The sequence below is a fragment of the Variovorax sp. Soil_C_12 genome, from assembly GCF_057657375.1.
In genome coordinates this window covers 1-25766 of record NZ_JBDGIO010000020.1, presented here as the reverse complement: position 1 = coordinate 25766, position 25766 = coordinate 1, and the positions used below count along the sequence as shown (strand labels likewise).

Sequence of the window (25766 nt, the reverse complement as noted above, 5' to 3'; positions counted from 1 at the left end):
CCCTATTGCGTCAGCACGACCTGCGAGGTCGACAACCAGTGAGCCCAGACCGTGTCGCCTTGCGTGGGGGTGCCCTCGCGATGGCGGGTCTCGTTCTCGACGTTGACCTTGAGCCGGGCGCCGCTGGGCAGCTCAAGGTGATACATGGTGTAGTCGCCGAAGTAGGACTGGGCCTTGACCACCCCTTGGACCTGGTTGCGTTCGCCCTCGGGCTTGTCATGGCTTAGGTGGATCTTTTCCGGGCGAACTGCGACCGTGACCGATTGCCCCTGGTAGCCGGTGATGCCGTGGCCGACGCGATGCACAACGTCGGGACACTGGATATCGACGTGGTCGGCTTCGTCGAGCACGATGGTGCCTTCCATCAGGTTGACGTTGCCGATGAAGTCGGCAACGAAGCGCGTCGTCGGGGTTTCATAGATGTCGGCGGGGCTGCCGACCTGCAGGAAGCGGCCTTCGCTCATCACAGCCATGCGGGAGGCCATGGTCATGGCTTCTTCCTGATCGTGGGTCACCATCACGCAGGTCACGCCGACCTGCTGGATGATGTTGACGAGCTCGATCTGCGTGGCCTCACGCAGCTTCTTGTCCAGCGCTGCAAGGGGCTCGTCGAGCAGAAGCAGTTGTGGGCGCTTGGCCAGGCTGCGCGCCAGCGCGACGCGCTGCTGCTGGCCGCCGGAGAGCTGGTGAGGCTTGCGCTTGGCGAACTTGGTCAGTTGAACCAGGCGCAGCATCTCTTCAGCGCGGGACGCGACCTCCGCCTTGGGCAGCCTGTCGCGCCGCAGGCCAAAGGCGATGTTGTCCCAGACCGTCAGGTGGGGGAAGAGCGCGTAGGACTGGAACATCATGTTGACGGGGCGCTCATAAGGTGGGAGCCCGGCGAGATCGGCCCCATTGAGCACGATGCACCCCGACGAGGGCGCTTCGAAGCCCGCGAGCATCCGCAGCAGCGTGCTCTTGCCGCAGCCCGACGAGCCGAGCAGCGCGAAGATTTCGCCACGCGCGACGTCCAGGCTGACCTGGTCTACGGCGCGAGTGTCGCCAAAGTCCTTTGTGACGGACTCAAGTCGCAGGAAGGCACTGTCCTCCTTGGGAGCATTCATACAAGCTTTGTCAGCGCTTGGCCTTGAAGTTGGTGAAGGTGCGCGTGATGAGCTTGAGGGTGGCCTGGTCCGGCGTGTCCGGGGCGATCATGGTTGACAGCGCAGCTTCATCCGGAAACACGGCCTTGTCCTTGGCCAGCGCCGGGTCCACGAACTTCAGCGCGGCCTTGTTGGGGTTGGCATAGAACACCTTGTTCGTCAGCGAGGCGTGCACCTCCGGCCGCAGGATGTAGTTGATCCACTTGTAGGCGTTGTCGGGGTGCTTGGCGTCCTTGGGGATGGCCATGGTGTCGAAGAACAGCAGGCCGCCCATCTTGGGAAGCAGCACTTGCAGATTCTGCGGATTCTTCGCCTTGGTCGACTTGTCTTTCGCGATCATGACGTCACCCGACCATCCGATCACCGCGCACAGCTGGCCCTTGGCCATCTGGTCGATGTAGTCGGAGCCCGACCCCGAGAAGCGGGTCACGTAGGGCCGTACGGCCTTGAGCATCTCGCCAGCGGTCTTGTAATCCGCTGGATCTTTGCTGCGCGGGTCCTTGCCGATGTATTTCAGCGCGATGGGCAGGATCTCGGAGGCGGTGTCCAGGAAGGACACGCCGCAGCCCTTCAGCTTGGACACGTACTCCTGCTTGAAGACGAGGTCCCAGGCATTCTCGGGCAGGGGAGTGGTCCCCAGTGCCTTCTTGACCTTGTCGGCGTTGATGCCCACCGTGGTGTAGCCCCAGAGCCAGTCGACGAGATGTTCGTTGCCCGGGTCCATCTTGGCCAGCTGGGCCTGGATGGCCGGATCGAGGTTGACGAGGTTGGGAATCTTCGACTTGTCCAGCTTCTGCAACAGGCCGGCCTGGATCTGCATCTTGGCGAAGTGGGAACCCGGCACGACGATGTCGTACCCGGACATGCCGGCGACCAGCTTGGCGTGCAGGGCTTCGTTGCTGTCGAAAAGGTCGTAGCGGACCTTGATACCCGTCTCCTTCTCGAAGCTTGCGATTGTGTCGTCCGCGATGTAGTCGCCCCAGTTGTAGATGTTGAGAACCTTCTCTTCGTCGGCATGTACGGATACGGCCGCAAGCGCCATGGCGGCAACGGCCAATGTGCTCAGGATCCACTGGGGGCGAAGCGACGTCAGTTTCATGAACATACCTCCTGGAGAAGTGAACAAGGGTTGGTAGGCGCGGGCTGATCTTCGCGGCACCCGAGGGCACATCTGCCGGTCAGTACGAAATCCGGCTCGCCGTGAAGGACTCGCACGCGCACCATCGCCCGCAGGGTGATCAAGGCTGCAGCCGTCATCGAAGTTCTCCGGGGCGCATTATCAATCCGTGTTTGGGCCTCGGCGCGCCCCTTTACTCTCGAAGCGTATGGACCGGAGAAGTCCAAGAGGCCTTGCTTTGGAGAGCCAGCTCGTGCCGTTAGTTGCATCCTTCGGGATCCGATCGCTACTTGCCTTTCCTGAGGACCGAAGTCGCATGCAAATTAAGGGCCAAGTTCCGCAACGGCGCGGCGGGTCCACGGCTTGCGTGATGGGCACGGGGTCTGTCAGCAGTCGGGCCGCCCTTTCCATCAAGGTCGCTTGGAGCCTGCGGCTCGTGGGTAGCTGCCAGGCGATCCGAGATTCGCCGGCCCCGCGCGCGGCGATGACCATGCGATAGGGACTTCAACGGCTTGAGGCTGATGGCCGTGCCCACCGCTCCCACTGCCCGTCGGCTGGAAATCTCGCGACACAACCCGGTGCAATCCCCCATCGCGCGGTCAGCTTGGATCGATAGAGTCTGTCCAGCGGCAGCGGAACCATCTCAGGGCGCTCCTTTTCTGAGGCCCTACAGCCTCTTCCAGGCGGCGCGCCAGGACACTTCTGCCCCGACAGTACCCCATGGGTGCATCTGGTTTATGCAATTGACATGGTCAACCACTGGATTTGGTGCGGCGAGGCCTCCTTAGGCATGCACCGCTTTTGTGACGCAACCCGGATTGCAGGGCGCTACGGGCTGTTCACGGCCGCGATGTGCGCTGCGGCAGCGTTGAACGCAGAGCAGTTGCGGGGCTATGCCGGCGCGTGGCAGGGCGCGACCTTGTTCAGCTTCATGAAGCCCAGCGGCTCACGCTCGAATGTCTCCGATGTGGTCGACGGGGCGATCGATATCAAGCCCGATGGCCTCGTCACGGGCACCTTTGCCGCGGCGGGCTGCACCATGCAGCGGTCGAGCACCATCTATGCCGGGGCTAGCAGCGCGTTGCTGGATATCCGATTGACAGATTGCACCGACGCTCGCTTCGACGGGCGGTATATGGGAACGCTCATCGAAAATCCGGTGTTCAAATATGCCTCTCTGCGGCTTTCCCCGGCGGTCAAGCAGAAGTTTGATGTTCCTTCGGTGTCCGCTGTCCTGCGACGACCGGCAGCAATTCCGTCGTCCGCCGCGCAGCAGTCGGGTGATGCTGGGGCCCCTCAGTAAGCCAATCCAGCGCGCGAACGAGTGAGGCGATCAGGGCCGGGGCTCACCGGCCAGATTGAGTTGGCGGCGGCAGCGAAGATCGGTCAGACGCACGATCTGCGGCGCAGCGTCGATGGAAGGCCCGGTGGGTTCGAGGGCGCCCCAGCGGTTGCGTGCAAGCTCGACCCCATACCTTTCCTGCCATTGCTTGCCGATGGTCCGTTCCATGCAAAGCTGCACATCGAGATACCGGTCGGTCATCTCGGCCGCTTCTTCCGGTACGGCCGTTGCAGACGAGGCGCACAGAGGCAATAACGCAAGGCAGATGAGAGCGGCAGGGCGAGCGAACATGGGCATCGATACAGTTTGATAGGCCCCCGTAGTGTAGTCAGGAGCGCCAGTCCATTGGGTAAACGTGGAACGCGGGCTTGCCAAATGCTTTGCACTGAGGCGGCTCAGTCGCAGCGAAAAGTTGCCTCAGCCTCCGGGTTTAGGGTGAACGGCTTGACCCCGGTTGGCTTCACTTCGATGACGTGCGCGCGTTTGCCTTCCGTGCGGCACTGCCTGGATGCTTCCAGGATCGCGGTTGTTCTCAGACTGAGCGCGGACGTACTGCTCACATCCACGATGCGGGTGTGGGACGTTCCTCCCTGGGCCTTGTTCGCGACCATGCCCGTCCCTGCACAAGCGGCCAGGACAAATAGTGGACTCATGGCGACGATCCGTTTCATCTGGTCCCCGAGAACTGGGTTGAAGAGGAGCAACCGCCCTGCAAAGCAACCTGGGCGGAGCAGGAAGAGAGACGACGATACTGCCTCGTCGGCCTTCCTTTGCATTCAACGAGCACACCTCGCTGGGGCCGTCGCAACAGCCGACATTCTGAACTGATCGTCGCGCTTTTCAACGAGGGTCTTCACCCCCTTTGAGGTCAAGAGCGCAGCGTGGAGTCATAGCACGCGGGGCCCGATTTCGCTCAGCCGTTTCGACAATGTTGAAGATCGCGGGGCGGCAGGAATCCGCACGTCAGAGCGAAGGACGCTCGGAGAAGCGCAGCTTTTTGGGTTCGCCAGGCCGCTTACTGAGGCGTGCCGCCCTGAGTGCTGCGGCGCTTGAGGCTGCCGTCCTTGTTGCGGCGGCGATCGTCGCGCGTTTGCTTGCGCACTTCGCCCGCTTCCAGGGCCTTGCTGGCCGTGACGCCGCCGCTACCTTCGGAGACCTTGGACTGATCGCCCCCGGGGGCTTTGACTTGGCCCTGCGGCTTGGCATCGCGCTTCGCCTGTGCCCTCTGCTGGCTCGGCGTATTGGTCTGGGGGGCTGCTTCTTGCGAGGTGCCCTGGGCGTACGCGCCAACTGTGAACAGGCCGGCGATCATGACTGCAGGAACTTTGCTCATCATGGATTCCCCTGTGAAAATGGGCTTGAAAGCGCCTCCCAGGCAGCAGGAGCTCATTCGCCATGGACCTCATCAAGGCCAGACCGAACCCACGCCCCTGCCGTGGTGCCGAAATTTTACGGCGATTCAGCCGGATGGAAACCGGTGCCCTTCCTGGCCGCCCGATGCCAAACTGGGCCTTGTTCGTGGCTCTAGCAGGCTGCTGAAGTACCAGGCGCGCCGAAGCCATCCTGCGGCCTTAAGAAGGCGGTTGGGCGATTTCGACGTTCCGGGTTCGCTTCCATCGCTGTTTCCCCGCTTCGAGGCTCGTTCGGGGCTCTCGCTGACCCCCTACGGAGCCAACGGACGGACTTCTGCCAAGGTCCGCATGCGCACGAGGTTGTAGGCGGCCATCGTCAGCACGAACAACTGGTCGACATTCTTGATGCCGCGCACCATCACCTGCCGGATGGGGCCGACGAACTTGGCCAGCCGAAGCCTTGCTCGATGAGCTTTCGCTTGCGCTGCGAGATCGCATAGCCTTCGCTCCGAGCGATCTCGTCGGCCACTGCCGAGCGCCGCCCCGATTTGTTCTGCGCCACATGCGGCGTGACCTTCATGCGATGCAGCGCCTCGATGAACTCGGCCGCGTCGTAGCCCTTGTCGGCACCGAGCGTGACCTCGGTATCCGGGCTCGCGGTGGCTTGACGTGCGTCCCTGATCATGGCCTTGGCCGCTTCACGTTCGGCAAGGCCGTCGGCCTGCGTGACCATGGCATTGACGACCAGGCCGTGACGGTTGTCGGTGAGCGTGTGCCCCATGTAGCGCAGCTCGCTGCCAGTCATGCCCTTGCGGTACAGCCTCGAATCGGGATCGGTCTTCGACTCGTGCGTTTCGTTGCTGCGTCGCTGCCCCTTGAAGTCCCCGCCGTCGCCGGCATCGTCGTCACCGTCCTTGCTAACGAAGCTCTTGTGTCCGGCCCAGGCCTGGATCAGCGTGCCATCGACGCTGAAGTGCTCTCCCGACAACCAATCCTTGTTCTCGGCCGTCTCCAGCACTTCGTTGATTCAGAAGGCGACCACCGCGTCGTGCTCGATCAGGCGCTGGCGGTTCTTGCTGAACACCGTCGGCACCCACACCGCGTCGTCCATCGCCAAGCCGATGAACCAACGAAACAGCATGTTGTATTGCGTCTGCTCCATGAGCTGGCGCTCCGAGCGGATGCTGAACAGGATCTGCAACAGCATCGCGCGCAGCAGCTTCTCCGGCGCGATGCTCGGGCGGCCGCCCTTGATATCCGCCTCGTACATCCGAGAGAACAACTCGTCCATCTTGGACAGCGCCTCATTGACCATCACCCGGATGCGACGCAGCGGATGGTCGGCGGGAACGAAGTCGTCCAGCCGTCTCATGGTGAACAAGCCTTCGGTGAATGTGTCAGGGCCGCGCATCGGAGGGGGTTTTGTAGGTCTGCAAGGACAACGGTCCAGGCCCACTTAGGGCGGACTTTCGGATGAGGTATTTCAGCAGCCTGCTAGGCCAGTGCGGACGGACTACGCCGCCACTGCGCGAGTTGATCCAGCGCAATATGCGCAGCCCCGGGAAGCATATGGTCGTAGCTCCATCTACTAAGGAATGAGCATGCAAAACTTTCGACTTGCGGCCGTCATGGCGCTGTTGAGCGTGGCGAGTGCCGCCGCTGTTGCGCAGCAAGGATCTCCAGCTGGTCCGTCCGGAGCGCAAGCCGGATCCGCGGCGACTGCGCGGCCGCGTGCCGCGATGGGCCCGGGCATTGGCCGTGACTACACGCCTGGCTGGGCAATGATGAGCCCCGCTGAACGCGACGCCCACCGACAGCAGATGCTGAACGCGCGCACCGCCGAGGAGTGCCATCAGGTGCGTGATGAGCACCGGAAACTGATGGCCGAACGGGCCAAGGCACGCGGAATGACGAGCATGCCTCGCGCCAGACGTGACCCCTGCGCAAACTTCGCGGGGTGAGCCATGCCTGAAGGAATCCGTCGCATTGAGCTGCGGCAGCAGGAAGACTATCGCTTCACTGTGCAGTTCGAGCAGCCGCAGACGCCGCCTCTGCTCACTGATGAATCGCCCCCCCTCGGCGCAGGCTCCGGTCCGGATCCCGCGAGTCTGCTCGGCGTCGCCGTCGCAAATTGCTTAGCGGCAAGCCTGCTGTTCGCGCTGCGCAAATTCAGCAATGAGCCCGGGCCACTGCGGGCTACTGCGGACGTCAGCCTCGCACGCAACAGCCGTGGGCGCTTGCGCATACCCCGTATCGCGGTGGAACTGCACGTGGGGGTACCTTGGGGGACGCTCAAGCATGCTGATCGTGCACTCGCCCAGTTCGAGGATTTCTGCGTCGTCACGCAGAGCGTACGGGCGGGCATCCAGGTCGATGTGCAGGTGCTGGATGCGGAAGGCGTGGTGAAGCCCATCCACCGCGCTGCCGTCATAGCTGCCTGAGGCCGCCGCATGGCGGGGCTCGTATCAGGTGCCGTGTGCCAATGCGGCGCGTACTCGATCGAGCCGCTTTCCCGCCTCGTCCGCGACAGCGGCAACCTGTGCATTCTGGGTGAGCTGAACCATCGTGTGCGGATCGAGAAAGCCGACAGAGATGCGACCATGCTCCCCTTCACGCACTGTGATGTTGCAAGGCAGCAGAAGGCCGATCTCAGAATCCGCTTGAAGAGCCTCGTGCGCCAACGGCGGATTGCACGCGCCCAGGATCCTGTAGGCCGGCATGTCCTTGCCCAGCTTCTCTTTCATGGCCTTCTGGATGTCGATGTCGCTCAGCACACCGAATCCCTCTGCCTTCAGCGCGCCTTGAACTCGCTCAAGTGCGTCGTCGAACGGTCCTGCAATCTCGATGTGGTGTCCATACATGGTGTGGGTCCTCCAGACAAAGGAAGTGAGTCAATCGCGTCGGTGAGACGTTGCGCGTCAGCGCGTCACGCCTGGGCGCTGCGCAGCGCCTTGCGCCGTTCGAACAGCTCGAACAGACCCATTCCAACCAGCATGGCCGCGACGAAGACCAGTGCCTTCTGCTCGCCCATGCCGAGCGCCACCAGCGCGGGACCTGGGCAGAAGCCGGCAATGCCCCAGCCGACCCCGAAGAGCAGGCTTCCCCCCACCAGCCGGCGGTCGAGCCGGGTGGCCGTCGGCATGCGCATCTCCAGTCCGAGCAGCGATAACGTGCGCTTTCGCGCGAAAGTGAAGGCGAAAGCGCCTACCAGGATGGCACCTCCCATCACGAAGGCGAGTGAGGGGTCCCACGCACCGGCAATGTCGAGGAAACCCAGCACCTTGGCCGGATCGGCCATGCCGGAGACGATCAGGCCGACGCCAAAGACGGCCCCGGCGAGCAGTGCAAGAAAGGTTGCCATGGATGCTCCTCAAACGCCGATCAGGTGCCGAGCGATGAATACAGTGATGAAACCGGCCAGCATGAAGACCGCCGTGGCGACGAGCGAGCGCGGCGAGAGCCGCGATATGCCGCAGACCCCGTGGCCGCTGGTACATCCGGAGCCATACCTTGTGCCGACTCCAACCAGGAGTCCGGCGGCCACCAGGGCCGCGTAGCCGGCGTCAATCTGCAGTCGGGGAAGCTCCATGAACAATGCATACAGCAAGGGAGCGCCGAGCAGGCCGGCAATGAACGCCGCGCGCCAGGAGATGTCGCCTTGTACGGGTCTCAATAATCCGCCGAGCACACCGCTGATGCCGGCAATGCGGCCATTCAGCAGTACGAACATCGCTGCCGCGATCCCGATGATGACGCCGCCCGCAAGCGATGCCCATGGGGTGAAGGAATTCCAGTCGATCGTCATGACGTTACTCCTTGGGACAATACAGGCGGTACAGGACCACCAGGATTTCCAGCACCGCCGGGTCCGCGACGCTGTAGTAGATGTTCTTGCCGTCGCGGCGGGTAGCCACCACTTGCTGATTTCGCAGCACGCCAAGCTGCTGCGACAAGGTCGGCTGGTGGATGCCGAGCTGCTCCTCGAGCTCGCCGACGCTGAATTCACCTTGCGACAACTGGCACAGCAGCAACAGCCGCTCCGGGTTGGCCAGCAGTTTCAGCGCGCCGACGGCCTCATCTGCGGCCTGTCTCAGCCGCTCGGGGTCGATCACGAAATCAGGTGTCTTCATGCGTCCTCATCGTTTGATCACTTGACATCAATATATCACATAATAGAATATTACGCAACATATTGAAGGAGAGTCGCAATGACGGCACGCACCACCACCCAGGCCTTCTTCGACCCGTCGACCTGGACGGTTTCTTACGTGGTCTCGGACAACGCCACCCGCTCTGCCGCGGTGATCGACCCAGTGCTCGACTACGACTTCAAGTCGGGCCACACCGACACCAAGGCGGCGGACCAGGTCGTTGCCTACCTCAGGGACAAGGACCTGAAGATCGAATGGATCCTGGAGACTCACGCCCATGCCGACCACCTCTCGGCGGCGCGCTACCTGCAGGAGCGCGTCGGCGGCCGCGTCGCAATAGGCGAGAACATCCGGGCGGTGCAAGCCACCTTCAAGAAGCTCTTCAACCTGGAGCGCACCTTCCTGCCCGACGGCAGCCAGTTCGACCACCTGTTCAAGGACGGCGAGACCTTTCGCATCGGGGAGGTGGAAGCCAAGGCCATGCTCGTGCCCGGCCACACGCCGGCCGACATGGCCTACCTGATCGATGACGACGTGTTCGTGGGCGACACCCTGTTCATGCCGGACGTTGGCACCGCGCGCGCCGACTTCCCGGGTGGCGATGCGGCCACGCTGTACCGATCCATCCGTCGCCTGCTGGAGCTGCCGCCCCAAACGCGGATGCACGTCTGTCACGACTACCCGCCCGAGGGGCGGGACGCGGAGTGGGACACAACCGTCGCCGAGCAGCGTGCGAAGAACATACATGTGCACGACGGCATCACCGAGGAAGGCTTCGTGGCCATGCGCAAAGCCCGTGATGCCATGCTTGAAGTCCCGACGCTGATCCTGCCGTCGATTCAGGTGAACGTTCGCGCTGGCCAGATGCCTCCGGCAGACGACAACGGCATCGCCTACCTGCGGATCCCGATCAACGCGCTGCCCACCGGTGGGGCCGGGAACGCGGCCAAAGCGAAGGACTGAGGCGCCGGCGCGCCTACAGGTCGCGCTTGCGCCGCCAAGCTTCGGATGGACAACATGAATACCTTTTCAGTTGCGCGAATCGTCGATGCTCTGTGGGTGGCGTCCCAGCTGCAGCCTGAGGATATGCGCACACTCGCAGCAGCCGGATTTCGAAGCGTCATCAACAACCGTCCTGACTTCGAAGGCGGCGCCAGCCAGCCCACCAGCACGCAACTGGAGGCGGCGGCGCGGGCCGCGGGCCCGGATTGCCGTCACTTGTCGGCTCCTTCCGCAGGCCACGCCGCCTGGGGTCAGGCCCTCAGCATGGCAAGCACCGTCGATGCGCTCCCCCACCCGGTCCTGGCGTTCTGCCGCACCGGTCGCCGGTCCACTGCGCTGTACCGCGGCAAGGGCGCGGCATGAAAGCGTGGTGGCTGCCCTCCTGGGTCGCTGCGTACGATCGCAGCAAAGCGGTCCAGGACGCCGTGGCCGGCATCGTCGTCACCATCCTCCTGGTGCCGCAAAGCCTTGCCTACGCGATGCTTGCAGGGCTGCCGCCGCACGTTGGGATGTACGCGAGCATCCTGCCGCTGGTCGCCTATACGTTGCTCGGGTCTAGCATGACGCTGTCGGTGGGTCCGGTGGCGGTTGCCTCGTTGATGACAGCAGCCGCGGTGACTCCTCTTGCCGCGGCGGGCAGTGCCGAATACGTGCTGCTATCGATGCTGTTGGCGCTCATCGGCGGTGTGGTGCTTTTGCTGCTTGGACTGTTTCGTATGGGATTTGTGGCGAACCTCCTGAGTCACCCGGTCGTCTCGGGATTCGTGACAGGTTCCGCCGTGTTGATCGCTATCGGCCAGCTAAAACCCCTGCTGGGTGTTCCTGCCAGCGGACAAACGGCATTCGAGCTGCTGCTTTCGCTGTTGTCGCGTGCGGGGCAACTGCACCTACCCACCACCATTCTCGGCGTCTCGTGTGTGCTGGCGCTATGGGCATCCCGGCGCTTTCTCGCCCAAGGGTTGCGTCGCACGGGACTGGGAGCGAAGAGCGCTGAGATTGTCGCGAAGCTGGCGCCGATGGCGGTGGTGCTGATGGCGATCACGGTCGTGGCGGCCTTCGCGCTGGACACGCGCGCCGGGGTTGCCGTGGTGGGCGAGATCCCCCCAGGCCTGCCAAGCCTCGCCGTGACCATGCCGACGTTCGCCCAAGTGCAGGCGCTCGCCGTGCCTGCGGTGATGATCGCGCTGATCGGCTTCGTCGAGAGTGTGTCAGTCGCGCAATCGCTCGCGATCAAGCGGGGCGAGCGAATCGACCCTGACGCGGAACTGCGGGGCCTGGGCGCGGCGAACCTGGCGAGCGCTTTCTCCGGCGGGTTCCCCGTTACCGGTGGCTTTGCGCGCAGTGTCGTGAACTTCGCGGCAGGCGCTCGCACTCCGATTGCCGGCGTGACCGCGGCCGCTCTGATGGCCGTCGTCCTCCTCGGGCTCACCGGCGTGTTTGAACGGCTGCCGCTTGCGGTGCTCGCCGCCACCATCATCGTCGCGGTCGTCGGTCTCATCGACATCGCCACCTTTCGCCATGCATGGCACTACGACCGGGCGGATGCCGTGGCCTGGCTGGTGACCGCCCTCGGCGTGCTGGGTCTTGGTGTGGAAGCGGGAGTAGGCCTGGGTGTGGCAATGTCGATCGGCACGTTCCTCTGGCGTGCCAGCCGGCCGCACATGGCGGTGGTGGGCCGCGTCGGCGACAGCGAGCACTTCCGCAACGAGCGCCGCTTCTCTGTCACGACCTACCCTGGACTGCTGCTCCTGCGCGTGGACGAGAGCCTCTTCTTCGCCAACATTCCGGCGGTGCTCCAGCGGATCGAGGAAGAGATCGGTCGACGAGGTGATGTCCGCCACCTGGTGCTGGACCTGTCCTCCGCGAGCCACATCGATCTCACCGCCGTCGAGGCGCTCCAACGTCTGCATGTCGACCTGCGAGCGCGCGGCATCGAGATGCACCTTGCAGAGGTGCGGGGGCCGGTCATGGACAGGCTGAAGGAGACCGGCCTTCCAGACCACCTTGCCCACGAGCCGTTCCTCAGCTTGCATGAAGCGACCCGCCTGCTCGCGCCGGCAGCCTCCTCACCAGCCGGACCTCCCCCTGTCCCCATCCATGCCCGGAGCAACGCATGATCTTTCGACAGTTTTTCGAACCCGTCTCCAGCACCTATACCTACGTGCTCGGCTGCCATGAAACCGGCGAGGCCATCCTGGTGGATCCGGTCGTGAACTCGATGGACCGCGACCTGCAGGTGCTCCGAGGCCTTGGCCTTTGACTGGCCCACACCCTCGACACGCACATTCATGCCGACCACATCACCGCGGCACCTGGAGCTGAAAAAGCGCACGGGCAGCAGGATTGCGGCGCCGGCATTCGACCGACCACCTTGTGCAGAGCTCGGGATTGAGGGTCAAGCCGTTGCAGGTCGGCTCGATCGCGATCGAAGATTGGGCCAGGTGGGTCCACTGGCTTCTCGCGCCCGGGGTGCTCCTCAATGCGCCATCAGTACTAGTGTGGTCATCGACTCCAGCACTGTGCGGGTCGCCCCGCCCAGCACTAACTCGCGTGCGCGGCCGTGTCCATAGCAGCCCATCACGATCATTTCGGCGCCGGTTTCAGCAGCCAGGGCCAGCAGCGCGTTGCCCGCATCGCGTTCCGGGAGCCATTGATGCTCGCGCGCGTGCGTGATGCCGTGCAGGCGGAGATACTCGGGTACTTGCAACGGGGCCGCTTCAATGTAGTCGGTATTTTCCTCGGCGCAGACCAGATACACCTGCTTGGCTGCCCGCAGGAAGGGCAGGGCGGCAGCAAGTGCGCGGGCGGATTCTCGCATTGGCTTCCAGGCCACCAGCACGACCTGCGGTGCTGCGGTTGCCTCGCCAGCGCAGGGCATGACGAGCGTCGGTTTGCCACTGTCGATGATGACGCTCTCGACGAAATCACCAGGCATGTCGAACGTCTGCATCGGTTGGATCGCGCTGCCCAAGTACCAGCAGATCCGACGCCAGCGCTCGCCGTGCAAAAGTACCGATCACCGGCTCGCCGCTCAATTCCAGCCATTCGCTCTTTGGCGCTCCGGCATCCCTTGCTCTTTGGAACATGGCCATCGCATGGGACGGTGTCAAGTTCTGCACCGCTACCGGCGTGGAAGTAACGGCCAAGCGTCATGTTGGCGACGTCTTTCAATGTCTTTTCGTCAAGGCGCACGCGCATACGCATACCGGAGTATCCGATGATCGTGCCGTTCTTCGTGCCGAATCCGACCGTGAATACTCTAACCCCTCGATCCGCCGCCAGTTGAGCCGCTTCGAGCGGGGACGGGCCTGAGGTGTTCTGGCCGTCGGTGAGCAGCACGATGGCCGCGTCGCTATAAGAACCCGGCGCAATGATCGCCGGGCCGATGGGCTCCTGCGCCGGGGTCGACGGCGCCGGCCTGGCCGCATCGCCCCGCGAAGAACCCTCGGGCAGCACGATGTCGTCCTCCGGGAAAATGGTGTCCAGTGCCACGATGATTGCCGCGCCGATGGCGGTGGCGCGCTGAAGACGAAGACCGTCTATGGCTGCTAGCACATCGTCGCGACTGAAAGTCGGTTGCTGAACGAGGTGCGCTGTGCCACCGTAGGCAATCCCACCGATGCGGACGTCCGTCGGAAGTTCCGCGACGAATTTCTTCGCAGCCTTTTGAGAAGCACTGATCCGATTTGGCGATACGTCCTCGGCACCCATGCTGATGGAGACATCCATGACCAACCAGGATCGTCTGACGCGACGTCGGCAAGGTGACGACTGCTGTGGGTCTGGCCGCAGCCAGCACAAGCAGGGCCAAGGCACCAAGAAAGAGCGCGGGCGGCAGATGGCGCCGCCACAAGATGGCACTGCCCGACGCCTCTTTGACCAACCCGAGGCTTGCATAGCGCAGCGCCGAATTTCGCCGCCGGCGCAGCATCCCGAGGTATGCGCCCACGAGCAATGGCAGCAGCAGTGCCAACCACAGCATTTGAGGCAACAGCAGCGTCATCTTGTCAGCTCCGACGGGGATGTCTCAACGGCTTCTATGTCGCGCTGAACATGGGATTGCGTACAGCTATCACATCCCAAGCCGCCCCCGCAGGTCAAGGGTGCGGATGCAAGATTGTGGCGCAATCTGTGATCGGCTGGTCCGCAGCCTGTCCTGCGGGGCGACTGGCTACTCGCAATTGACCGCAGCCGCAACGGGCAAAACGTCGATGTCGTTGCGTTTGCAGATCGGGAATCGTCCCGCCCCCACTTTCCTCAAAGCCGATGCTCCTGATGGAGGCTCACGAAGGCGGCGGCTGCGAGTTGGGCAATTTGCACGCGAGGTGACACGGTCGGGGCCGATCTTTCCCGGTCCCCGGGGTCGATGGTCGAGGCAGGTCGCTGACAGTTTCCACAGGGAACTTATCTCGCGCGGTGATCCCTTAAGGTTGGCAGCGAACGCCGCAGCCAATTTCCACCACATATCTGTCTTGAGAAGGATGCTTTGAATGTTCGATCGCCATCGCTTGCCTGCCCTTGTTCTCTCCCTCGTTCTGCTTGTGCTTGCCATTCCCGTGGCGTACGCGCGCGAGATGGTCAGCGTGGCGCGCGGCGAGGTGAACATGCGCTCGGGGCCCGGCCCCCGTCACGAGGTCGTATGGGTCTTGAGTCGCGGCTATCCGCTCTCGGTCCTGGGCCGCAAGGGAAGCTGGATCAAGGTCCGCGACTTCGAGAGCGACCAAGGCTGGATGCTGCGCTCCCTCACAAGCCGTACTCCCCACCACATCGTCAGCGCCAATGTGGCCAACCTGCGTAAAACACCGAGCACCCGCAGCCGCATCGTTGGCAAAGCGCGCTATGGCGATGTTCTGCGGACGCTGGAACGCCGCGGTGAATGGGTCAAGGTGCGGCATGAGCGCGGTACGACTGGCTGGGTGGCGCGCCGCCTCCTGTGGGGCTGGTAGGCCTCCAGGCGCAACGAACGATGCATCGCGACGGACTGCTCGTGGCATGCGTGCAAACTGATCATCTACCTATGCCGCCCCTGACCAAATTGCAGCAGCCGTCATCGGGCGTGGGTCCTCACCAGCGTCTACTCGGCATCAGGCGGCAGAATGTGCTGTTGCTTCGCCAGGAATACCAAGAGCGAGTCGTCGCAGCCGGCGGTTCGGTCAAGGGCACCGAATCCGCGTTCGCCAAGCATCTCCTCATACATCCGACCATGTGGAGCCAGATCAAGAGCGCTCGCCCGATCACAGATTTCCTCGCCCGCAAAATCGAGGCTCAGTGCGGCCGGCCGGTCGGGTGGTTGGATACGGGGAGGGGCGCGTCTGCCGCTGCTGTCGCGGCGGAAGATCGCTTCGTCGAACTCGCGCGGAAGCTCTGGCGCGCTGAGAGTTCCAGAGGTAAGCGCGAGCTTCTTACGCTGCTCGTTGAACGTGAATGCGAGTTGCACCCGGAAGATTGCACAGGAGGCGGTTGATGCTGTGGTGGGATCGAAGAAGCGCGAATCGAGTTGATCAGGTCGTTGCCGATCCGTCGCCAGAGAGCACATTTGGGAACCGCGTGACTCTCTGGTTGTCTGAAGGGGAGAGTGGTATTTCCGGCGAATGCGCGGAGCGCTTGCGAGCCGCTCGCGTCCGAGCGATTGCAGGCCGGAAGATCCCTCTACATCCATCGCCATCGAACGCCAAGTTCCTGCCTGCATCTTGGAGCAGGCTCGGCGCTCGGGGACTTCGCATCGCGACTGTTGCCCCGTTGGTCGCGCTTCTGTTCGGCCTGTGGCTCATCGACCGGGTGCAAAGCGAACGCGCTGTGAGTGAGAGGGCAGAGTTGGACCTCAGGCTACTCACGGACAAGCTGCCGCTCTCCGCTTTCACAGACCCGGGCTTCGCCGAGTTCATCAAGCGGGACTCGCTACCGTCCGAGTCAGGTGAGGGCGAAACGTAGGCGCCTGAACCGCCTATAGCGAAATCGGTTCTTTGTCCGGGCCCGCTATTCGTTCTGGCTTATAGCCGGAAGTACGCTGAGTCACTTCCGGAAGAAGTCATTGAAACTTCTCGGCGCGGAGTTGAATCAACCTCGGACGAGGTTCTCGAATCGCGCGTGACAGCCATGGGCCGTGGGCACCTTCGCATCGACGCATGCCGAGGCGCGAAGCTGCAGCAACGCCGCGATCGAGGAACGAATTGAGCAGGTTTGGGGGGCATGCATCGCCCCGTCGGGTGCTGCCGATGCGTACCTTTCGAGTGCGTAAAGCCTTCTCGGCAACGATCAACCGTTGCGGGCGGCGCCAAGTGGGAACTGGTGAACCAGATGAATCAGTCCGATATCGCCCGCATAGAAATTTCTGCGCTTGCCGACGGTCGGCTACGAGAGGACGAGCTTGCGCACGCTATCGGCGCGGTCTGTAGCGACGAAGGGTTGCGCGCGATCTGGCGCACTTATCAGTTGGTCGGCGAGGTGCTGCGGTCGGGCGTCCATCCTCCGTGCAGTGACACCTCGGTCTTTCTGGCGCGGTTCCAGCAACGACTCGCTGCGGAATCTTCCGCAGCGGCTCTGTTGCCGGTGGCCTTGCGCGCTGAATCCCGTCCCAAAACGGCCATCGAGCCGGTGTTCTGGTGGAAACTGGTGGCCGGCTTCGCATCGCTGGCGGCAGCGGCGGCCATTGGATGGCATTGGGTCAGCGGTGCCGGCGCTCAATCAGCAGCGGCGCAGCTGGCGCAGGAACAGGGGTCGGGTTCCGTCCTTGCAGCATCGCGTGGGCCGCCACAGGCGGCCACGTCCCCGCTTGCGCGCACGCAGGTCGTGGTCGGCACTGGCGCCCCTCAGGTGATGCTGCGTGATCCGCGATTGGATGAGTTGCTCGAGGCTCATCAGCAGGCTGGCGGCGCGTCACAAATGCCCTCCAGCTTCCTGCGCAACGCCACCTTGGAGGGCCCGTGGCGCTGACCATACCGGGCCCCGAGGATCTGGGCACGGGAGCGGCGCAATCCAATCGTGTCGCTGTCGGCGCCGCGCAGGCACCTCGTCATCAGTAGGCGATCCGCTGATCGCCTCCGCCAAGCCCTAGACGGCCGGTTTGCGAGAGATGAGACTCGCAAAGGCGATGTGACCGAACCATTTCGACTCGTCGCTGCGCCGCCTTGCTTCATTCTTGAGCGCTTTGGCCGTTTCCATGCTGATGCAATCGCTTTGCGCCAGAACGTCTGCGCCTCGGTCTATCCAGGTGAGCATGTAGGCTCCGGTCGGCGCTTCAACATAGCCGTGGCTGTTCATCGCAACAATCTCGAAACCGCCGGAACTCACCAGTTGCGGCAGGCGCCGGACAAGCCATGAGTCGTTGACGAAATTTATCCGAAACGCGGCGACGCAGACCTGCAGCGGGTCAAACTCATTCTTCGCGACCGTGGCGGTGGAGTAGTCACCATCGAAGACCGCGAACCAGCCACCGGGGCGCAGCACGCGAAACGCTTGCTCGACGAGACGCTCAGGCTGCGGCACGTGACTCATCGTGGTATGGATGACCACGGCATCGAAACTTTCCGAGGTCAGGTTCAGTTCGCGCCCATCGGCCACTTCGAACGCGATATTGTGCAGACCTGCTGCGAGTTGACGTGCCCTTTCGATGAACACTACCGACGGATCGACGCCCAGGGCATAGACGACGTGAGGCCATTGCGCAAGGGTGCGAGTTACCCAGCCGGTGCCGCATCCGATCTCGAGGGCTCGTGTGCCTGGCGCAAACGCAATATCCGACAGGTAGCTTCGGACCATTGCTTGGTAGCGCGGGTCGGCGGCTCGCAGTTCGATGATGTCTGCAAGGCTCTCTTGAACATTGCGCTCGGCCTGGGTGATGGTCGCGTATACGTCGGGCATAGGGCCTCCTGCCAGATCAACCACGGTCGCTGAGTTTACTGCGACGGACCACGTGCAGGCCAGCATCGCGGGCGCAGACGCGGTTGCGCTCTGGACCTTTCGCGCGTTGCCGCGCCCCACATCATCGGTACTGGGCCGCCGCGATGAACTGGGAAACGATTCGCACCAGACGATGACCGTGTTGTAGGTCGTCGGATCGGCCGATGCCGGCATCGACACTACGAAGTTCTCGAACGTTTTCACGTCGCCCACGCGCAGCATCTTCGCCTTCAGCCGCAAGAAGTCGGCCTCGGTCTGCACGAACTCGGGCGAAAGGTAAAGGTTGTAGTCGGGTCTGGGCGCAATCCTGCCTTGCACCGACACTGCGCTCCGACTCACCGCCACCGTGCCTTCACCCCAGTGCAGAGCGTCGCTGTCTGTCAAGTCGCGCCTGAACCGGCCCGTGAACTGCGCCTGGGCGGCCAGCGCAATCACCTCGCCCTGCGCGGGCGCGGTCGGCGCCGTGAGGATGGGCAAGACAGAAGTCACCATACTCGTGCAAGTTATGCCCGGACGGATGGCCAACGACTACGTGCCCGTTCTGGGGGCTGTCGTAGCTGTAGAGGGTCTCGTGGCGCAGGGCGTTGGTGGACTTCACCAGATTGCCGAGGGGTCGTACTCGAAGGTGGTGACGGCGCCGTTGGGGGCGGTTTCCGTCGCCGCGAGACCCTGTGCGTTCCAGGTCCAACTCCAAGTCCGGGTTGAGTTGGGCGAGGAAGCTGTGTCGGTGACCGCGCGAGACAGGACGTTGCCCTTGTCGTCGTAGGTGTAGGCACTGGTGCGACCGGACTCGGTCACCAGACCGGCAAGGAGAAGGTGGCGTGCCATTGCGTCGTGACGGTCCGGGCCTCGGGGGTGCCTGAAGCACGCACGACGGTGGTGGGCAAACGGCGGGCCACATCCCAGGTCGTTGTTGTCACCACGCCCTTGAAGTCGGTTTCGGTTGGTAGTCAGACGCTCCTGCAGCGAGGCGTCGTCGAATCGCTTGAGCATCGCGGCGCGGCCGCCGTCCACCGCCAAGTTCGCCCTGCCGTCATCGAGAACGGCCTCGGCATGAAGTTCATCCGCGTGCCGGCTGGAGACTTCATGATGGGCAGCGACGAGCGTCCCGAGAGCCTGGCGCGCATCTTTCCTCGATATGCACCGGAGGACCTGCAAGTCCTCGGTGACGAAGCGCCGCGGCACGCGGTACGCATAACCCGCGCGTTCTACCTGGGCCAGCACGAGGTGACGGTCTAGCAGTTCCGGCTGTTCGTCGAGCGCTCAGGCTACGTCCCCGAGTCCATCGCAGACGGCACCGGCGGCTACGGCTACAACCCCGCGTACGACCCCGCCAGTTCGGCGCGCGGCGATGCTTTCGAAGGGCGCAGCCCCAAGTACTCGTGGCGAAATCCCGGCTTTCCTCAGGCCGGCGACCACCCCGTGGTCAACGTCAGCTGGAACGACGCGACTGCCATGGCCCGCTGGCTCAGCCAAAGTGAAGGCGTGACCTACCGCCTCCCGACCGAAGCCGAGTGGGAATATGCCTGCCGCGCAGGGAGCTCGACCCGCTACAACACGGGCGACGAACCCGCGAGCCTGCTCGGCGTCGCGGCCCTCCTTGATCTGGACACCGCGCAACGCTGGCCGCGACGGCTCCACTATGCCTTGCCCGGCCACGACGGCCATGTGTTCACCGCCCCTGTCGGAGCTTCGCGCCGAATGCCTTCGGGCTTTTCGACATGCATGGGAACGTATGGGAGTGGGTCCCGACTGGTACGGAGAGCACGACTACGCAGAGTCGCCCCGGGACGATCCGCAGGGCCCAAGCACTGGGGAGCTTCACGTGCGGCGCGGCGGGTCCTGGGCCAGCTCGGCCTTGTACGCGCGGTGCTCTTATCGAAACTGGAACACCGCCCAGACCCGCTACACGCTGGTGGGCATTCGTCTTTTGCGGGAGCTGAGGGCAGGGGAGGAATGAAGCGCGCGATCCTGGAGTGATAAGTCGAGCGCCGGATGCTGGACCGACTTCTGAGTCGTCGATCGGGGCAGGCGGATCTTGAAGAGCACGATCTGATCGTCGATTCGCTCCACTGTGCTTCCGCGAAACAGTGCTAGCAGCCTTGCCGGCAGAATGCGCAAATTCAGCCCTCGGGCCAGTAGCCGTCACTCGCAGGCGTTCGCTTCGGGGTGAACGATTCCAGCGCGGTTCGTCATTCGCTCTTGGCGTAGCGGGCTTCTGGTAGGGCTTTCTTGGTCATTTCTTCGTGGCTTCGCGCGTCGGCGCTTTCGGCGCAGACCCGGCCTGGACAGCAAACAGCCTCCATTCACCCGGGACGCCCCGGAGGGTGTGCAGGCCGCGATCATCGAATTCGATGTCCGACCCTGTCATGAGGTCCTTGACGGTGGACGAAACAAGGACTTCGTCGGCTTGCGCGTGGGCGGCGATGCGAGCACCTAGGTGGACGGCGATGCCGCACACCTTGCCGTCCAGGACCTCGCATTCCCCCGTGTGTATGCCCACCCTCAGACTCACGCCCAGCGCGCCGACCTGCTGCGTGACCTTGCAGGCGCACGCCACGGCTTGGACAGGGCTCTCGAAGGTGGCGAGAAAGCCATCGCCCGCCGTGTCGACCTCGTGACCGCCTGCTCTTTCGAGTTGCCGCCGAACGATGTCCTGATGCTTCAGCAGGAGATCCTGCCAGGCATGATCCCCGATAGCTGCCGCGAGCTCGGTCGAGCCGACGATGTCGGTGAACAAGACGGTCTTCAGTTCGCGCGCTACAGCCCCGCGGCGACCGGTGTCGCCCTGGAGAAGCCGCCTGTGAACAGCCAGCGTTGCGGGACTGGGGGATGCGCCGAGGTCCTCGCTCAGCAATAGGCGTAAGCGCTCGTAGATCAGCAGAGCCTCAGCGACGTTGCCCTGAAGCGCAAGAATTTCCATCATGAAGCGGTAGCCAGTTTCCCGGTAGGGCGCCAGCTTCAACAGCGCGCGCGCCGAACGCGCGGCCGATGTCAACTCGCTGCCGCCCAGGGCGAGACCGGTGACGGCGACGCACTCGTGGGCCCGGAGCAGGACGTCTTCGATCTGTTCGCGGGTTGCGTCGACCCAGGCTCCGTCATAGCCTGGAAGAAAGGGCCGCATGGCGATGTGCAAGGCGACGCGGGCCGGTCCCCATGCGTCCGTCCAGTCCTGGCGCGAGGCCGCGGACTCAGCCCGATGCAGTCCCTCGAGGGCGGCTTCCAGGTCGATCCAGGCATCGGCGGGAAGCGCAAGCCGCAGCTCCTGCTTTCCGATAACGGCGTGCGCGCCCAGCACCCCTCGGAGCTTGGCGAGCAGGGCGCTGAGCGCTCCGTCGGCAGCATGCGGGGGATTGTTAGGCCAGAGCGCATCCGTCAGCTGCGATCGAGTCACGGCGTGCCTGCGGTGCGCCGCAAGATAGGCGAAGAGAAGTCGGCCCTGCCGCCCCGGCAACAGATCCTCGACGCGCCGCCCCTTGAGCTTGGCTACCAGTCGGCCGCACAACTGAATCCGCGTTTCCGCCCCGGGCGCCAATGTTTCGCCAAGGTTTTCTCCATGCTCGTCTGGCAGCATACTGACACCCCGTTGAAAGGAGTAAGACATGGGAAAGCTGATCAACTGCGAATGCGGCGAAGCGGTCCGTGGCTCCACCGATGAGGAACTTATCGCGGCCGTACAGGCACATGTGAACCGCGATCACCCGGAACTGACCGGAAAGCTGTCGCCCCAGGACATTCTAAGTATGGCCGAGGAGGACGACGACGACGCCAAGGGCGCCAACCGCACGCCCTCGTAGTCCGGCTACGGCGGGGGCAGGCTATCGGGCGGCACCTCAGAAGCTCACAAAAGCGCGGCAGCTCTGCATGCTCCATCCGACGTCGGACTGCAGCGACTCGCCGAACCCCGTTATCGGAATTCCGACACACCCATCCGCCACCCCACCTGACGATCGCGGATCCGATGGCGCCGGCGTAAACCCGCCGGGGTATCTGTCCCGGCGGCGGAACCCTCCGTCGGCGAACAACCCCCGACCGCGAGAAGACCTACCCGCGGCACATCCGCCTCGAGGCTTCCCGCGCGCGCAAATTCCCGACCTCGACCAGGTCGACCACGGAACGCCAGGGCGCGGAGACGTCCGCGGGGGAAATCAGGCTCCGCCGGCGTGCCCATTTCGCTCTCGCAGGCGTCCCGGCCGCGGGTTCGGTCCGATCACGGAAAAGAGGCGAGGGCGGAGGGTCCCGGGGCGCGGAGAGGTCCGCTGTCGGAAATGGGTGGGCCGGGGATCTGTGTTGTGTGCGGGCCAAGCGAAGACGTGACCCGCATTGAAGGAGCCGGCTACTTGGACTTCTGCAGCCCGGCCAGCACGGCACCCAGCTGCTCGTCGTTCAGGGCCGGGTGTACGTCCATCTCCATCAGGTCGGTCCATTCGAGAGCCCAACGCGCCATCGCGGAAGCGTCGTCCGCCTCGCTGACGGCAAAGCCCGTGCCGTTCGCCACCTCGTGCCAGCGCCCAAGCATGGTGACGCCCTGCGGGGGCTTCCCGCCCGTCTTCGCGAAGCGCTCGATGACGGCGTTGCGATTGACGGCAGGAACGCGCCAATGGCTAATGAAAAGCATGATGGTCTTCCCTTTGTCGGCACCGTGGAAGTGCGATGCGGGCGAGTGCCGCGCGAGCAACGCCGGGCATTGGATGACGCCCTGGAAGATTGATAGTCGATCGGGCCCAAATCTGCAAACGGTCCGCCCGACAGCGAACAGGCTTCCCGGCCGCGCGCTTTGGCCGATCGCGGAAAGAGCCGAGGGTGGAAGGATCCGGGCGCGGAGGGATCCGCCATCGGATGGGTGGGACGGCGCGCGGCCTGCGATCGGCTAGGCCGGGGTGGCCCTCCGGCCGGAGGCTGGAGCGCCGCCGCCATGGGCGCGGCGAGACCTTCGACTGCCCCCGAAGCCGGCCCAACCCGTCACCGGAAAAGTCGTGAACCGGCCAATCCGGACGCGGAACAGCGCGTGCCGGCCTGCGGCGGCACTGCATTCGAGATCGGACTTGCTGCGTTGACGGAACGCCCTGGCGGACACGAATGAGCTTCGATTCCGGAACTGCTCGTATGCGAATCTGGTTCGCGCACGGAGCTGCTTCTTTGCGCGAATGCTTCGCATGCGGGAATACATTCGTGTCGCTGACGATGCTTGTTGAGGAGGAACTGGCAGGGACGAACGGGCTAGTGAACTTTGTGGGCGAGTGGGCGCATAAGCTGTGCGACCGGCAAATGCGGTCTGCAAGCTGTGCTTGGATCCGTGTCGCTGGCCGGGAAGCTGCAGAAGCATCATCGGCGTTCGGCTACCGGGGCGGGGGAGAGCGCCGCCGAGCTGCTCACCACTCCGCGTGGTAGGCCTTCGCTCGGCGCGCCCGCTCGGCCCGCTTCTTGATCACTTCGTAAGGCATGTACCCGTTGTCTGTGACGTTTGAGTCCCAAGGCGACCACTCGAAATCGCCCCGCTGAACTGCTCCGACGAGGAGCAAGCGCACTGCGTCTGGCACTCGCATTCCAGCACGGCGACAGACGTCTTTTAGGCGCCGAAGAACAGCTTCGTCGATCCGAAGCGTCACCGTGGACGAGCCTTTCGCGGGCGTCACTTTTGAACTGGCCATGAGCACATGTTAGAGAGACGTTGCCGAATCGACTCAGGCGCTTTTGCCGATGACCAAGGCCGCCTAGATGATGGGGCGCTGGCAAACTTCGATGCGTTCATGCATGGGCCCGGCGAGATAGCTCCTCTGTCGAAGGCTGCAACTGCGAGAGGATCGCGACCTCGTCTCCCGGAGTGTTTTCATGACCAAAGTTCCTGCCACAGAAAGTATGACAAAGCCTGCAGAGCGCCTCGACGAAGCGGTGCAGGCTAACACCGCTTTCGCTGTGAACGAGCTCTCGGCGTCTGCAATCGAAGCCCTCGAGGCGGCTCGCATGGACGCTTCACGACAGCCTCAACGATTTGATGTGTCCGCCGATTCCCGATCAATAGCGGTTGCGAAGTTTCAGCAAAGCCGTTGTTCGACGGCTCTCCGTTGATGAGCTGGATGCAGAAGCCCAAGGTGACGCTCATGGTGGTCCACTGCGCACTCGCAAGTGTTTTCATCGAGCCGGCCCTACGTGGCGATGCTCTGCAATGCCGGAAAGCTTGGCGAAGTCGTAGTGACAGAGGGAGGGCATCGCCGCATTCGATCGTCTGCCCTCCAGGCCTACCGGGACGACCGCGCGAAGCAACACGAAGGTGCGATGTCGCCGCGGCAGGCAGGTGTCGACGCTGGCTGTATGACGATCTCGACGGGCACTTCGTGAATGTGTTGCGAGAGGAAGATGCGTCCACGCCGCGAAGGAGGCTGCACCCGCAACGGCAGCAGCCCGGAAGTCCCGACGGTGAATCTGCGCGATACCTTCATCGTCTTGGATGGTGCTTCAAGCAGAACTGCAAAGTACTTGCAGAAGTCGCTCCTGTCGACGACGGTTCTCACTATGTCCGATGTGCCATGAGCCGACAAACCATGGGCCTTGTCTCGAAGGGCGGATGGGGTGCGCATCGCGAGGGCATTGGGGCACCGACCCGCAAAATTGATGGCCAAACCGTGCAGTAGTTCCTATTTGGGGCTCGCCGCTCAGCCTTCGATGCGCGGAGGCGTTGTCTGGCGGCGCCGACGCGCCCATGATGAAGTCTCTCGTGGAAACCTTTCTCCAAGGTCGACCACCGACCTCTTACCCCGACTGGTAACAGCCGGGGTTTTTTCGTCAGGATGGCGGTCCCCGCTGAATTGATTCGCGCGCATCAAGCCCTTAGAAGAGCGAGAGATGTTCAATGGAAGCTGTCACATGTCGCAAGCGAAATCGATGTTGTCACGCCTAGAGTGGAAGCCATCGAGCAGGGGCGGGAGCGCGAAATCATGATCGCCCGAAGGGGTCGGCCCGCGGCCAAGCTTGTTCCTCTGGAGAACGTCCGGACAGGAAGGCGCATTGGAGTGGCCAAGGGGGCGTCTCAGGTGCCCGACGCCATTGATGCGAACAGCATGGAAATGGTGGAACTGTTCCTCGGAGGCGGTACCTCTTGAACGTTCTGCTCGACGCACAGTAGCCTTCACGAGCCAATCGGACAGGGTTACTGTGAGTGAATGATCGGGCGCAACCGTCCCGGCCCTGTAGACATACGGCAGTTTCAGGGTTCGCACTCCCCGCGCCGGGTCGGCCCAAGCAAGAGCGGCAGCGCATCAGGCAGATGTGCCCCATTCCTCGCGTGCCACGTCCACAGGGTTGCGCGCGCCGTGGGCGGTGTAGAGCTCGATCGCGGCATCGGCGGTCTGCTCAAGATCCGCGCGACCCTCGGCCAAGCGAATCCACTCGTTCATGAAGGCCCGCTGCCATTCCTGGCTGTCTGAGAGTTGCTGGCCATAGGCCATCGTCGGAACGTTCGGTTGCCACATTGCCTTCCTCCTTTTTAGAACGGCGCGGGCGAGCGCACGACCTCGACTGGTCCGATGCCGCGGTAAACGGTCTCACCGGTCTTCAGGCAAGTGACGGCCCACACGTCGTCGCCGGGCGTCACTTTGTAGTCGCCGACTGTTAGCGGAAGCTGACTTTCTTCCACCACGTCCTTGCCCAGCCACGAGGGCACGCGCAGCAGGGTAGGGGGCTCGTCGGCCAGAAGATCGAATTGGGTCATGGGGTTGAATTCTCGGGGAAGGCCGACGCTGGCTCGGGCGGCACCGTGTCCTT

The 25766-nt window shown here is 63.5% G+C and carries 29 protein-coding genes and 5 pseudogenes; 13 read left to right on the top strand and 21 right to left on the bottom strand.

The features are described from left to right. Window positions 1-2: 2 nt before the first annotated feature. Both AC3A6X_RS32570 and AC3A6X_RS32565 read right to left on the bottom strand, forming a co-directional pair. Window positions 3-1103 (bottom strand): ABC transporter ATP-binding protein, encoded by a 1101-nt coding sequence (locus AC3A6X_RS32570; RefSeq protein WP_487846057.1) that lies wholly within the window; start codon window positions 1101-1103, stop codon window positions 3-5. Window positions 1104-1113: 10 nt separating this feature from the next. Further along, on the bottom strand, window positions 1114-2241 hold the full coding sequence (locus tag AC3A6X_RS32565; RefSeq protein ID WP_487846056.1) for a polyamine ABC transporter substrate-binding protein: 1128 nt from the start codon (window positions 2239-2241) through the stop codon (window positions 1114-1116). A 766-nt stretch (window positions 2242-3007) separates the two neighbouring features. Between AC3A6X_RS32565 and AC3A6X_RS32560 the strand changes: the two genes are divergently transcribed. Next, window positions 3008-3562, top strand: coding sequence for a hypothetical protein (locus AC3A6X_RS32560; protein WP_487846055.1), 555 nt, complete (start codon window positions 3008-3010; stop codon window positions 3560-3562). A 30-nt stretch (window positions 3563-3592) separates the two neighbouring features. Here the strand turns inward: AC3A6X_RS32560 and AC3A6X_RS32555 are convergent, their stop codons facing one another. The 4 genes and pseudogenes from AC3A6X_RS32555 to AC3A6X_RS32540 form a co-directional block, all read right to left on the bottom strand. Further along, window positions 3593-3802 (bottom strand): hypothetical protein, encoded by a 210-nt coding sequence (locus AC3A6X_RS32555; protein WP_487846054.1) that lies wholly within the window; start codon window positions 3800-3802, stop codon window positions 3593-3595. A gap of 194 nt (window positions 3803-3996) precedes the next feature. Continuing rightward, window positions 3997-4272 (bottom strand): hypothetical protein, encoded by a 276-nt coding sequence (locus tag AC3A6X_RS32550; protein ID WP_487846053.1) that lies wholly within the window; start codon window positions 4270-4272, stop codon window positions 3997-3999. A 344-nt stretch (window positions 4273-4616) separates the two neighbouring features. Then, on the bottom strand, window positions 4617-4937 hold the full coding sequence (locus tag AC3A6X_RS32545; RefSeq protein ID WP_487846052.1) for a cell envelope biogenesis protein TolA: 321 nt from the start codon (window positions 4935-4937) through the stop codon (window positions 4617-4619). 327 nt (window positions 4938-5264) lie between these two features. Then, a pseudogene (locus tag AC3A6X_RS32540) lies at window positions 5265-6364 on the bottom strand (IS5 family transposase). 553 nt (window positions 6365-6917) lie between these two features. On the opposite strand from AC3A6X_RS32540, the gene AC3A6X_RS32535 reads away from it, so the two are divergent. Continuing rightward, window positions 6918-7394 (top strand): OsmC family protein, encoded by a 477-nt coding sequence (locus AC3A6X_RS32535; RefSeq protein WP_487846051.1) that lies wholly within the window; start codon window positions 6918-6920, stop codon window positions 7392-7394. 24 nt (window positions 7395-7418) lie between these two features. On the opposite strand, the gene AC3A6X_RS32530 is transcribed toward AC3A6X_RS32535, so the two are convergent. From AC3A6X_RS32530 to AC3A6X_RS32515, 4 genes are all read right to left on the bottom strand, one after another. Further along, window positions 7419-7814 carry a DUF302 domain-containing protein gene (locus AC3A6X_RS32530; RefSeq protein ID WP_487846050.1) on the bottom strand — a complete coding sequence of 132 codons (396 nt, stop codon included), beginning with the start codon at window positions 7812-7814 and terminating at the stop codon, window positions 7419-7421. Between the two features lie 65 nt (window positions 7815-7879). Next, a complete protein-coding gene (locus AC3A6X_RS32525; RefSeq protein WP_487846049.1) occupies window positions 7880-8314 on the bottom strand; it encodes a DUF6691 family protein in 435 nt (144 codons plus the stop codon). A gap of 9 nt (window positions 8315-8323) precedes the next feature. Then, window positions 8324-8878, bottom strand: a complete 555-nt coding sequence (locus AC3A6X_RS32520; RefSeq protein WP_487846146.1) for a YeeE/YedE family protein — start codon at window positions 8876-8878, stop codon at window positions 8324-8326. Then, window positions 8763-9083 (bottom strand): metalloregulator ArsR/SmtB family transcription factor, encoded by a 321-nt coding sequence (locus tag AC3A6X_RS32515; protein ID WP_487846048.1) that lies wholly within the window; start codon window positions 9081-9083, stop codon window positions 8763-8765. The genes AC3A6X_RS32520 and AC3A6X_RS32515 overlap by 116 nt, the downstream gene beginning before the upstream one ends. 78 nt (window positions 9084-9161) lie before the next feature. Here AC3A6X_RS32515 and AC3A6X_RS32510 point away from each other — a divergent pair, with 78 nt between their 5' ends. The 4 genes from AC3A6X_RS32510 to AC3A6X_RS32495 are packed head-to-tail and all read left to right on the top strand — an operon-like array spanning window position 9162 to window position 12366. Beyond that, window positions 9162-10067 (top strand): MBL fold metallo-hydrolase, encoded by a 906-nt coding sequence (locus AC3A6X_RS32510; protein ID WP_487846047.1) that lies wholly within the window; start codon window positions 9162-9164, stop codon window positions 10065-10067. Between the two features lie 45 nt (window positions 10068-10112). Then, window positions 10113-10469 (top strand): protein tyrosine phosphatase family protein, encoded by a 357-nt coding sequence (locus AC3A6X_RS32505; RefSeq protein ID WP_487846046.1) that lies wholly within the window; start codon window positions 10113-10115, stop codon window positions 10467-10469. Then, entirely contained in the window at window positions 10466-12223 is a 1758-nt protein-coding gene (locus tag AC3A6X_RS32500) for a SulP family inorganic anion transporter (RefSeq protein ID WP_487846045.1), read from the top strand. The genes AC3A6X_RS32505 and AC3A6X_RS32500 overlap by 4 nt, the downstream gene beginning before the upstream one ends. Next, window positions 12220-12366 (top strand): hypothetical protein, encoded by a 147-nt coding sequence (locus AC3A6X_RS32495; protein ID WP_487846044.1) that lies wholly within the window; start codon window positions 12220-12222, stop codon window positions 12364-12366. Before AC3A6X_RS32500 ends, AC3A6X_RS32495 begins: the two co-directional genes overlap by 4 nt. A gap of 216 nt (window positions 12367-12582) precedes the next feature. On the opposite strand, the gene AC3A6X_RS32490 is transcribed toward AC3A6X_RS32495, so the two are convergent. Beyond that, complete coding sequence (locus tag AC3A6X_RS32490; RefSeq protein WP_487846043.1) at window positions 12583-13056, bottom strand: universal stress protein; 474 nt, start codon at window positions 13054-13056, stop codon at window positions 12583-12585. Window positions 13057-13379: 323 nt separating this feature from the next. Next, window positions 13380-13445: pseudogene (locus tag AC3A6X_RS32485) on the bottom strand (hypothetical protein); the annotation flags it as partial. Between the two features lie 31 nt (window positions 13446-13476). Between AC3A6X_RS32485 and AC3A6X_RS32480 the strand changes: the two are divergent. Further along, complete coding sequence (locus AC3A6X_RS32480) at window positions 13477-13632, top strand: hypothetical protein (RefSeq protein ID WP_487846153.1); 156 nt, start codon at window positions 13477-13479, stop codon at window positions 13630-13632. A 5-nt stretch (window positions 13633-13637) separates the two neighbouring features. Here AC3A6X_RS32480 and AC3A6X_RS32475 read toward each other — a convergent pair. Continuing rightward, window positions 13638-13817: pseudogene (locus AC3A6X_RS32475) on the bottom strand (VWA domain-containing protein); the annotation flags it as partial. 79 nt (window positions 13818-13896) lie between these two features. Continuing rightward, window positions 13897-14109: pseudogene (locus AC3A6X_RS32470) on the bottom strand (VWA domain-containing protein); the annotation flags it as partial. Between the two features lie 487 nt (window positions 14110-14596). On the opposite strand from AC3A6X_RS32470, the gene AC3A6X_RS32465 reads away from it, so the two are divergent. Continuing rightward, the gene (locus AC3A6X_RS32465) at window positions 14597-15052 is read left to right on the top strand and encodes an SH3 domain-containing protein (protein WP_487846042.1); all 456 of its coding nucleotides are present in this window, start codon (window positions 14597-14599) and stop codon (window positions 15050-15052) included. A gap of 128 nt (window positions 15053-15180) precedes the next feature. Here the strand turns inward: AC3A6X_RS32465 and AC3A6X_RS32460 are convergent, their stop codons facing one another. Continuing rightward, complete coding sequence (locus AC3A6X_RS32460; protein ID WP_487846152.1) at window positions 15181-15771, bottom strand: hypothetical protein; 591 nt, start codon at window positions 15769-15771, stop codon at window positions 15181-15183. On the opposite strand from AC3A6X_RS32460, the gene AC3A6X_RS32455 reads away from it, so the two are divergent. Together AC3A6X_RS32455 and AC3A6X_RS32450 are read left to right on the top strand one after the other, a co-directional pair. Beyond that, window positions 15654-16037 carry a DUF3619 family protein gene (locus AC3A6X_RS32455; protein WP_487846145.1) on the top strand — a complete coding sequence of 128 codons (384 nt, stop codon included), beginning with the start codon at window positions 15654-15656 and terminating at the stop codon, window positions 16035-16037. The two genes, AC3A6X_RS32460 and AC3A6X_RS32455, sit on opposite strands and share 118 nt — an antisense overlap. Before the next feature lie 366 nt (window positions 16038-16403). Then, window positions 16404-17039, top strand: coding sequence for a sigma-E factor negative regulatory protein (locus AC3A6X_RS32450; RefSeq protein ID WP_487846041.1), 636 nt, complete (start codon window positions 16404-16406; stop codon window positions 17037-17039). A 117-nt stretch (window positions 17040-17156) separates the two neighbouring features. Here AC3A6X_RS32450 and AC3A6X_RS32445 read toward each other — a convergent pair whose 3' ends face one another. Continuing rightward, on the bottom strand, window positions 17157-18482 hold the full coding sequence (locus AC3A6X_RS32445) for a DM13 domain-containing protein (protein ID WP_487846040.1): 1326 nt from the start codon (window positions 18480-18482) through the stop codon (window positions 17157-17159). Between the two features lie 117 nt (window positions 18483-18599). Continuing rightward, the gene (locus AC3A6X_RS32440) at window positions 18600-18803 is read right to left on the bottom strand and encodes a hypothetical protein (protein ID WP_487846039.1); all 204 of its coding nucleotides are present in this window, start codon (window positions 18801-18803) and stop codon (window positions 18600-18602) included. 57 nt (window positions 18804-18860) lie between these two features. On the opposite strand from AC3A6X_RS32440, the gene AC3A6X_RS32435 reads away from it, so the two are divergent. Both AC3A6X_RS32435 and AC3A6X_RS32430 read left to right on the top strand, forming a co-directional pair. Continuing rightward, window positions 18861-19244, top strand: a complete 384-nt coding sequence (locus tag AC3A6X_RS32435) for a hypothetical protein (protein WP_487846038.1) — start codon at window positions 18861-18863, stop codon at window positions 19242-19244. A 9-nt stretch (window positions 19245-19253) separates the two neighbouring features. Further along, window positions 19254-19965: pseudogene (locus tag AC3A6X_RS32430) on the top strand (formylglycine-generating enzyme family protein). Between the two features lie 276 nt (window positions 19966-20241). Here the strand turns inward: AC3A6X_RS32430 and AC3A6X_RS32425 are convergent. Then, a complete protein-coding gene (locus AC3A6X_RS32425; protein WP_487846037.1) occupies window positions 20242-21579 on the bottom strand; it encodes a BTAD domain-containing putative transcriptional regulator in 1338 nt (445 codons plus the stop codon). Between the two features lie 28 nt (window positions 21580-21607). On the opposite strand from AC3A6X_RS32425, the gene AC3A6X_RS32420 reads away from it, so the two are divergent. Continuing rightward, window positions 21608-21802: a DUF1059 domain-containing protein gene (locus AC3A6X_RS32420; protein ID WP_487846036.1), complete on the top strand. Its 195-nt coding sequence runs from the start codon at window positions 21608-21610 to the stop codon at window positions 21800-21802. Window positions 21803-22341: 539 nt separating this feature from the next. Here AC3A6X_RS32420 and AC3A6X_RS32415 read toward each other — a convergent pair. The 3 genes from AC3A6X_RS32415 to AC3A6X_RS32405 form a co-directional block, all read right to left on the bottom strand. Continuing rightward, entirely contained in the window at window positions 22342-22623 is a 282-nt protein-coding gene (locus tag AC3A6X_RS32415) for a DUF3303 domain-containing protein (protein ID WP_487846035.1), read from the bottom strand. Between the two features lie 2638 nt (window positions 22624-25261). Next, a complete protein-coding gene (locus tag AC3A6X_RS32410) occupies window positions 25262-25474 on the bottom strand; it encodes a hypothetical protein (protein ID WP_487846034.1) in 213 nt (70 codons plus the stop codon). 14 nt (window positions 25475-25488) lie between these two features. Next, window positions 25489-25766 (bottom strand): hypothetical protein (locus AC3A6X_RS32405; RefSeq protein WP_487846033.1); only part of this gene is annotated, 278 nt, incomplete at its 5' end.

What these genes read in the sequence shown, in the direction of transcription:
- AC3A6X_RS32535 (WP_487846051.1), top strand. Translation starts at nt 6,918, where the DNA reads ATGCCTGAAGGAATCCGTCGCATTGAGCTGCGGCAGCAGGAAGACTAT.
- AC3A6X_RS32410 (WP_487846034.1), bottom strand. Translation starts at nt 25,474, where the DNA reads ATGTGGCAACCGAACGTTCCGACGATGGCCTATGGCCAGCAACTCTCA.
- AC3A6X_RS32560 (WP_487846055.1), top strand. Translation starts at nt 3,008, where the DNA reads ATGGTCAACCACTGGATTTGGTGCGGCGAGGCCTCCTTAGGCATGCAC.
- AC3A6X_RS32555 (WP_487846054.1), bottom strand. Translation starts at nt 3,802, where the DNA reads ATGACCGACCGGTATCTCGATGTGCAGCTTTGCATGGAACGGACCATC.
- AC3A6X_RS32425 (WP_487846037.1), bottom strand. Translation starts at nt 21,579, where the DNA reads ATGCTGCCAGACGAGCATGGAGAAAACCTTGGCGAAACATTGGCGCCC.
- AC3A6X_RS32505 (WP_487846046.1), top strand. Translation starts at nt 10,113, where the DNA reads ATGGACAACATGAATACCTTTTCAGTTGCGCGAATCGTCGATGCTCTG.
- AC3A6X_RS32490 (WP_487846043.1), bottom strand. Translation starts at nt 13,056, where the DNA reads ATGCAGACGTTCGACATGCCTGGTGATTTCGTCGAGAGCGTCATCATC.
- AC3A6X_RS32550 (WP_487846053.1), bottom strand. Translation starts at nt 4,272, where the DNA reads ATGAAACGGATCGTCGCCATGAGTCCACTATTTGTCCTGGCCGCTTGT.
- AC3A6X_RS32515 (WP_487846048.1), bottom strand. Translation starts at nt 9,083, where the DNA reads ATGAAGACACCTGATTTCGTGATCGACCCCGAGCGGCTGAGACAGGCC.
- AC3A6X_RS32480 (WP_487846153.1), top strand. Translation starts at nt 13,477, where the DNA reads ATGATCGCCGGGCCGATGGGCTCCTGCGCCGGGGTCGACGGCGCCGGC.
- AC3A6X_RS32460 (WP_487846152.1), bottom strand. Translation starts at nt 15,771, where the DNA reads ATGGCGATGGATGTAGAGGGATCTTCCGGCCTGCAATCGCTCGGACGC.
- AC3A6X_RS32570 (WP_487846057.1), bottom strand. Translation starts at nt 1,103, where the DNA reads ATGAATGCTCCCAAGGAGGACAGTGCCTTCCTGCGACTTGAGTCCGTC.
- AC3A6X_RS32450 (WP_487846041.1), top strand. Translation starts at nt 16,404, where the DNA reads ATGAATCAGTCCGATATCGCCCGCATAGAAATTTCTGCGCTTGCCGAC.
- AC3A6X_RS32510 (WP_487846047.1), top strand. Translation starts at nt 9,162, where the DNA reads ATGACGGCACGCACCACCACCCAGGCCTTCTTCGACCCGTCGACCTGG.
- AC3A6X_RS32500 (WP_487846045.1), top strand. Translation starts at nt 10,466, where the DNA reads ATGAAAGCGTGGTGGCTGCCCTCCTGGGTCGCTGCGTACGATCGCAGC.
- AC3A6X_RS32530 (WP_487846050.1), bottom strand. Translation starts at nt 7,814, where the DNA reads ATGTATGGACACCACATCGAGATTGCAGGACCGTTCGACGACGCACTT.
- AC3A6X_RS32565 (WP_487846056.1), bottom strand. Translation starts at nt 2,241, where the DNA reads ATGAAACTGACGTCGCTTCGCCCCCAGTGGATCCTGAGCACATTGGCC.
- AC3A6X_RS32415 (WP_487846035.1), bottom strand. Translation starts at nt 22,623, where the DNA reads ATGCTTTTCATTAGCCATTGGCGCGTTCCTGCCGTCAATCGCAACGCC.
- AC3A6X_RS32465 (WP_487846042.1), top strand. Translation starts at nt 14,597, where the DNA reads ATGTTCGATCGCCATCGCTTGCCTGCCCTTGTTCTCTCCCTCGTTCTG.
- AC3A6X_RS32420 (WP_487846036.1), top strand. Translation starts at nt 21,608, where the DNA reads ATGGGAAAGCTGATCAACTGCGAATGCGGCGAAGCGGTCCGTGGCTCC.
- AC3A6X_RS32545 (WP_487846052.1), bottom strand. Translation starts at nt 4,937, where the DNA reads ATGATGAGCAAAGTTCCTGCAGTCATGATCGCCGGCCTGTTCACAGTT.
- AC3A6X_RS32525 (WP_487846049.1), bottom strand. Translation starts at nt 8,314, where the DNA reads ATGGCAACCTTTCTTGCACTGCTCGCCGGGGCCGTCTTTGGCGTCGGC.
- AC3A6X_RS32495 (WP_487846044.1), top strand. Translation starts at nt 12,220, where the DNA reads ATGATCTTTCGACAGTTTTTCGAACCCGTCTCCAGCACCTATACCTAC.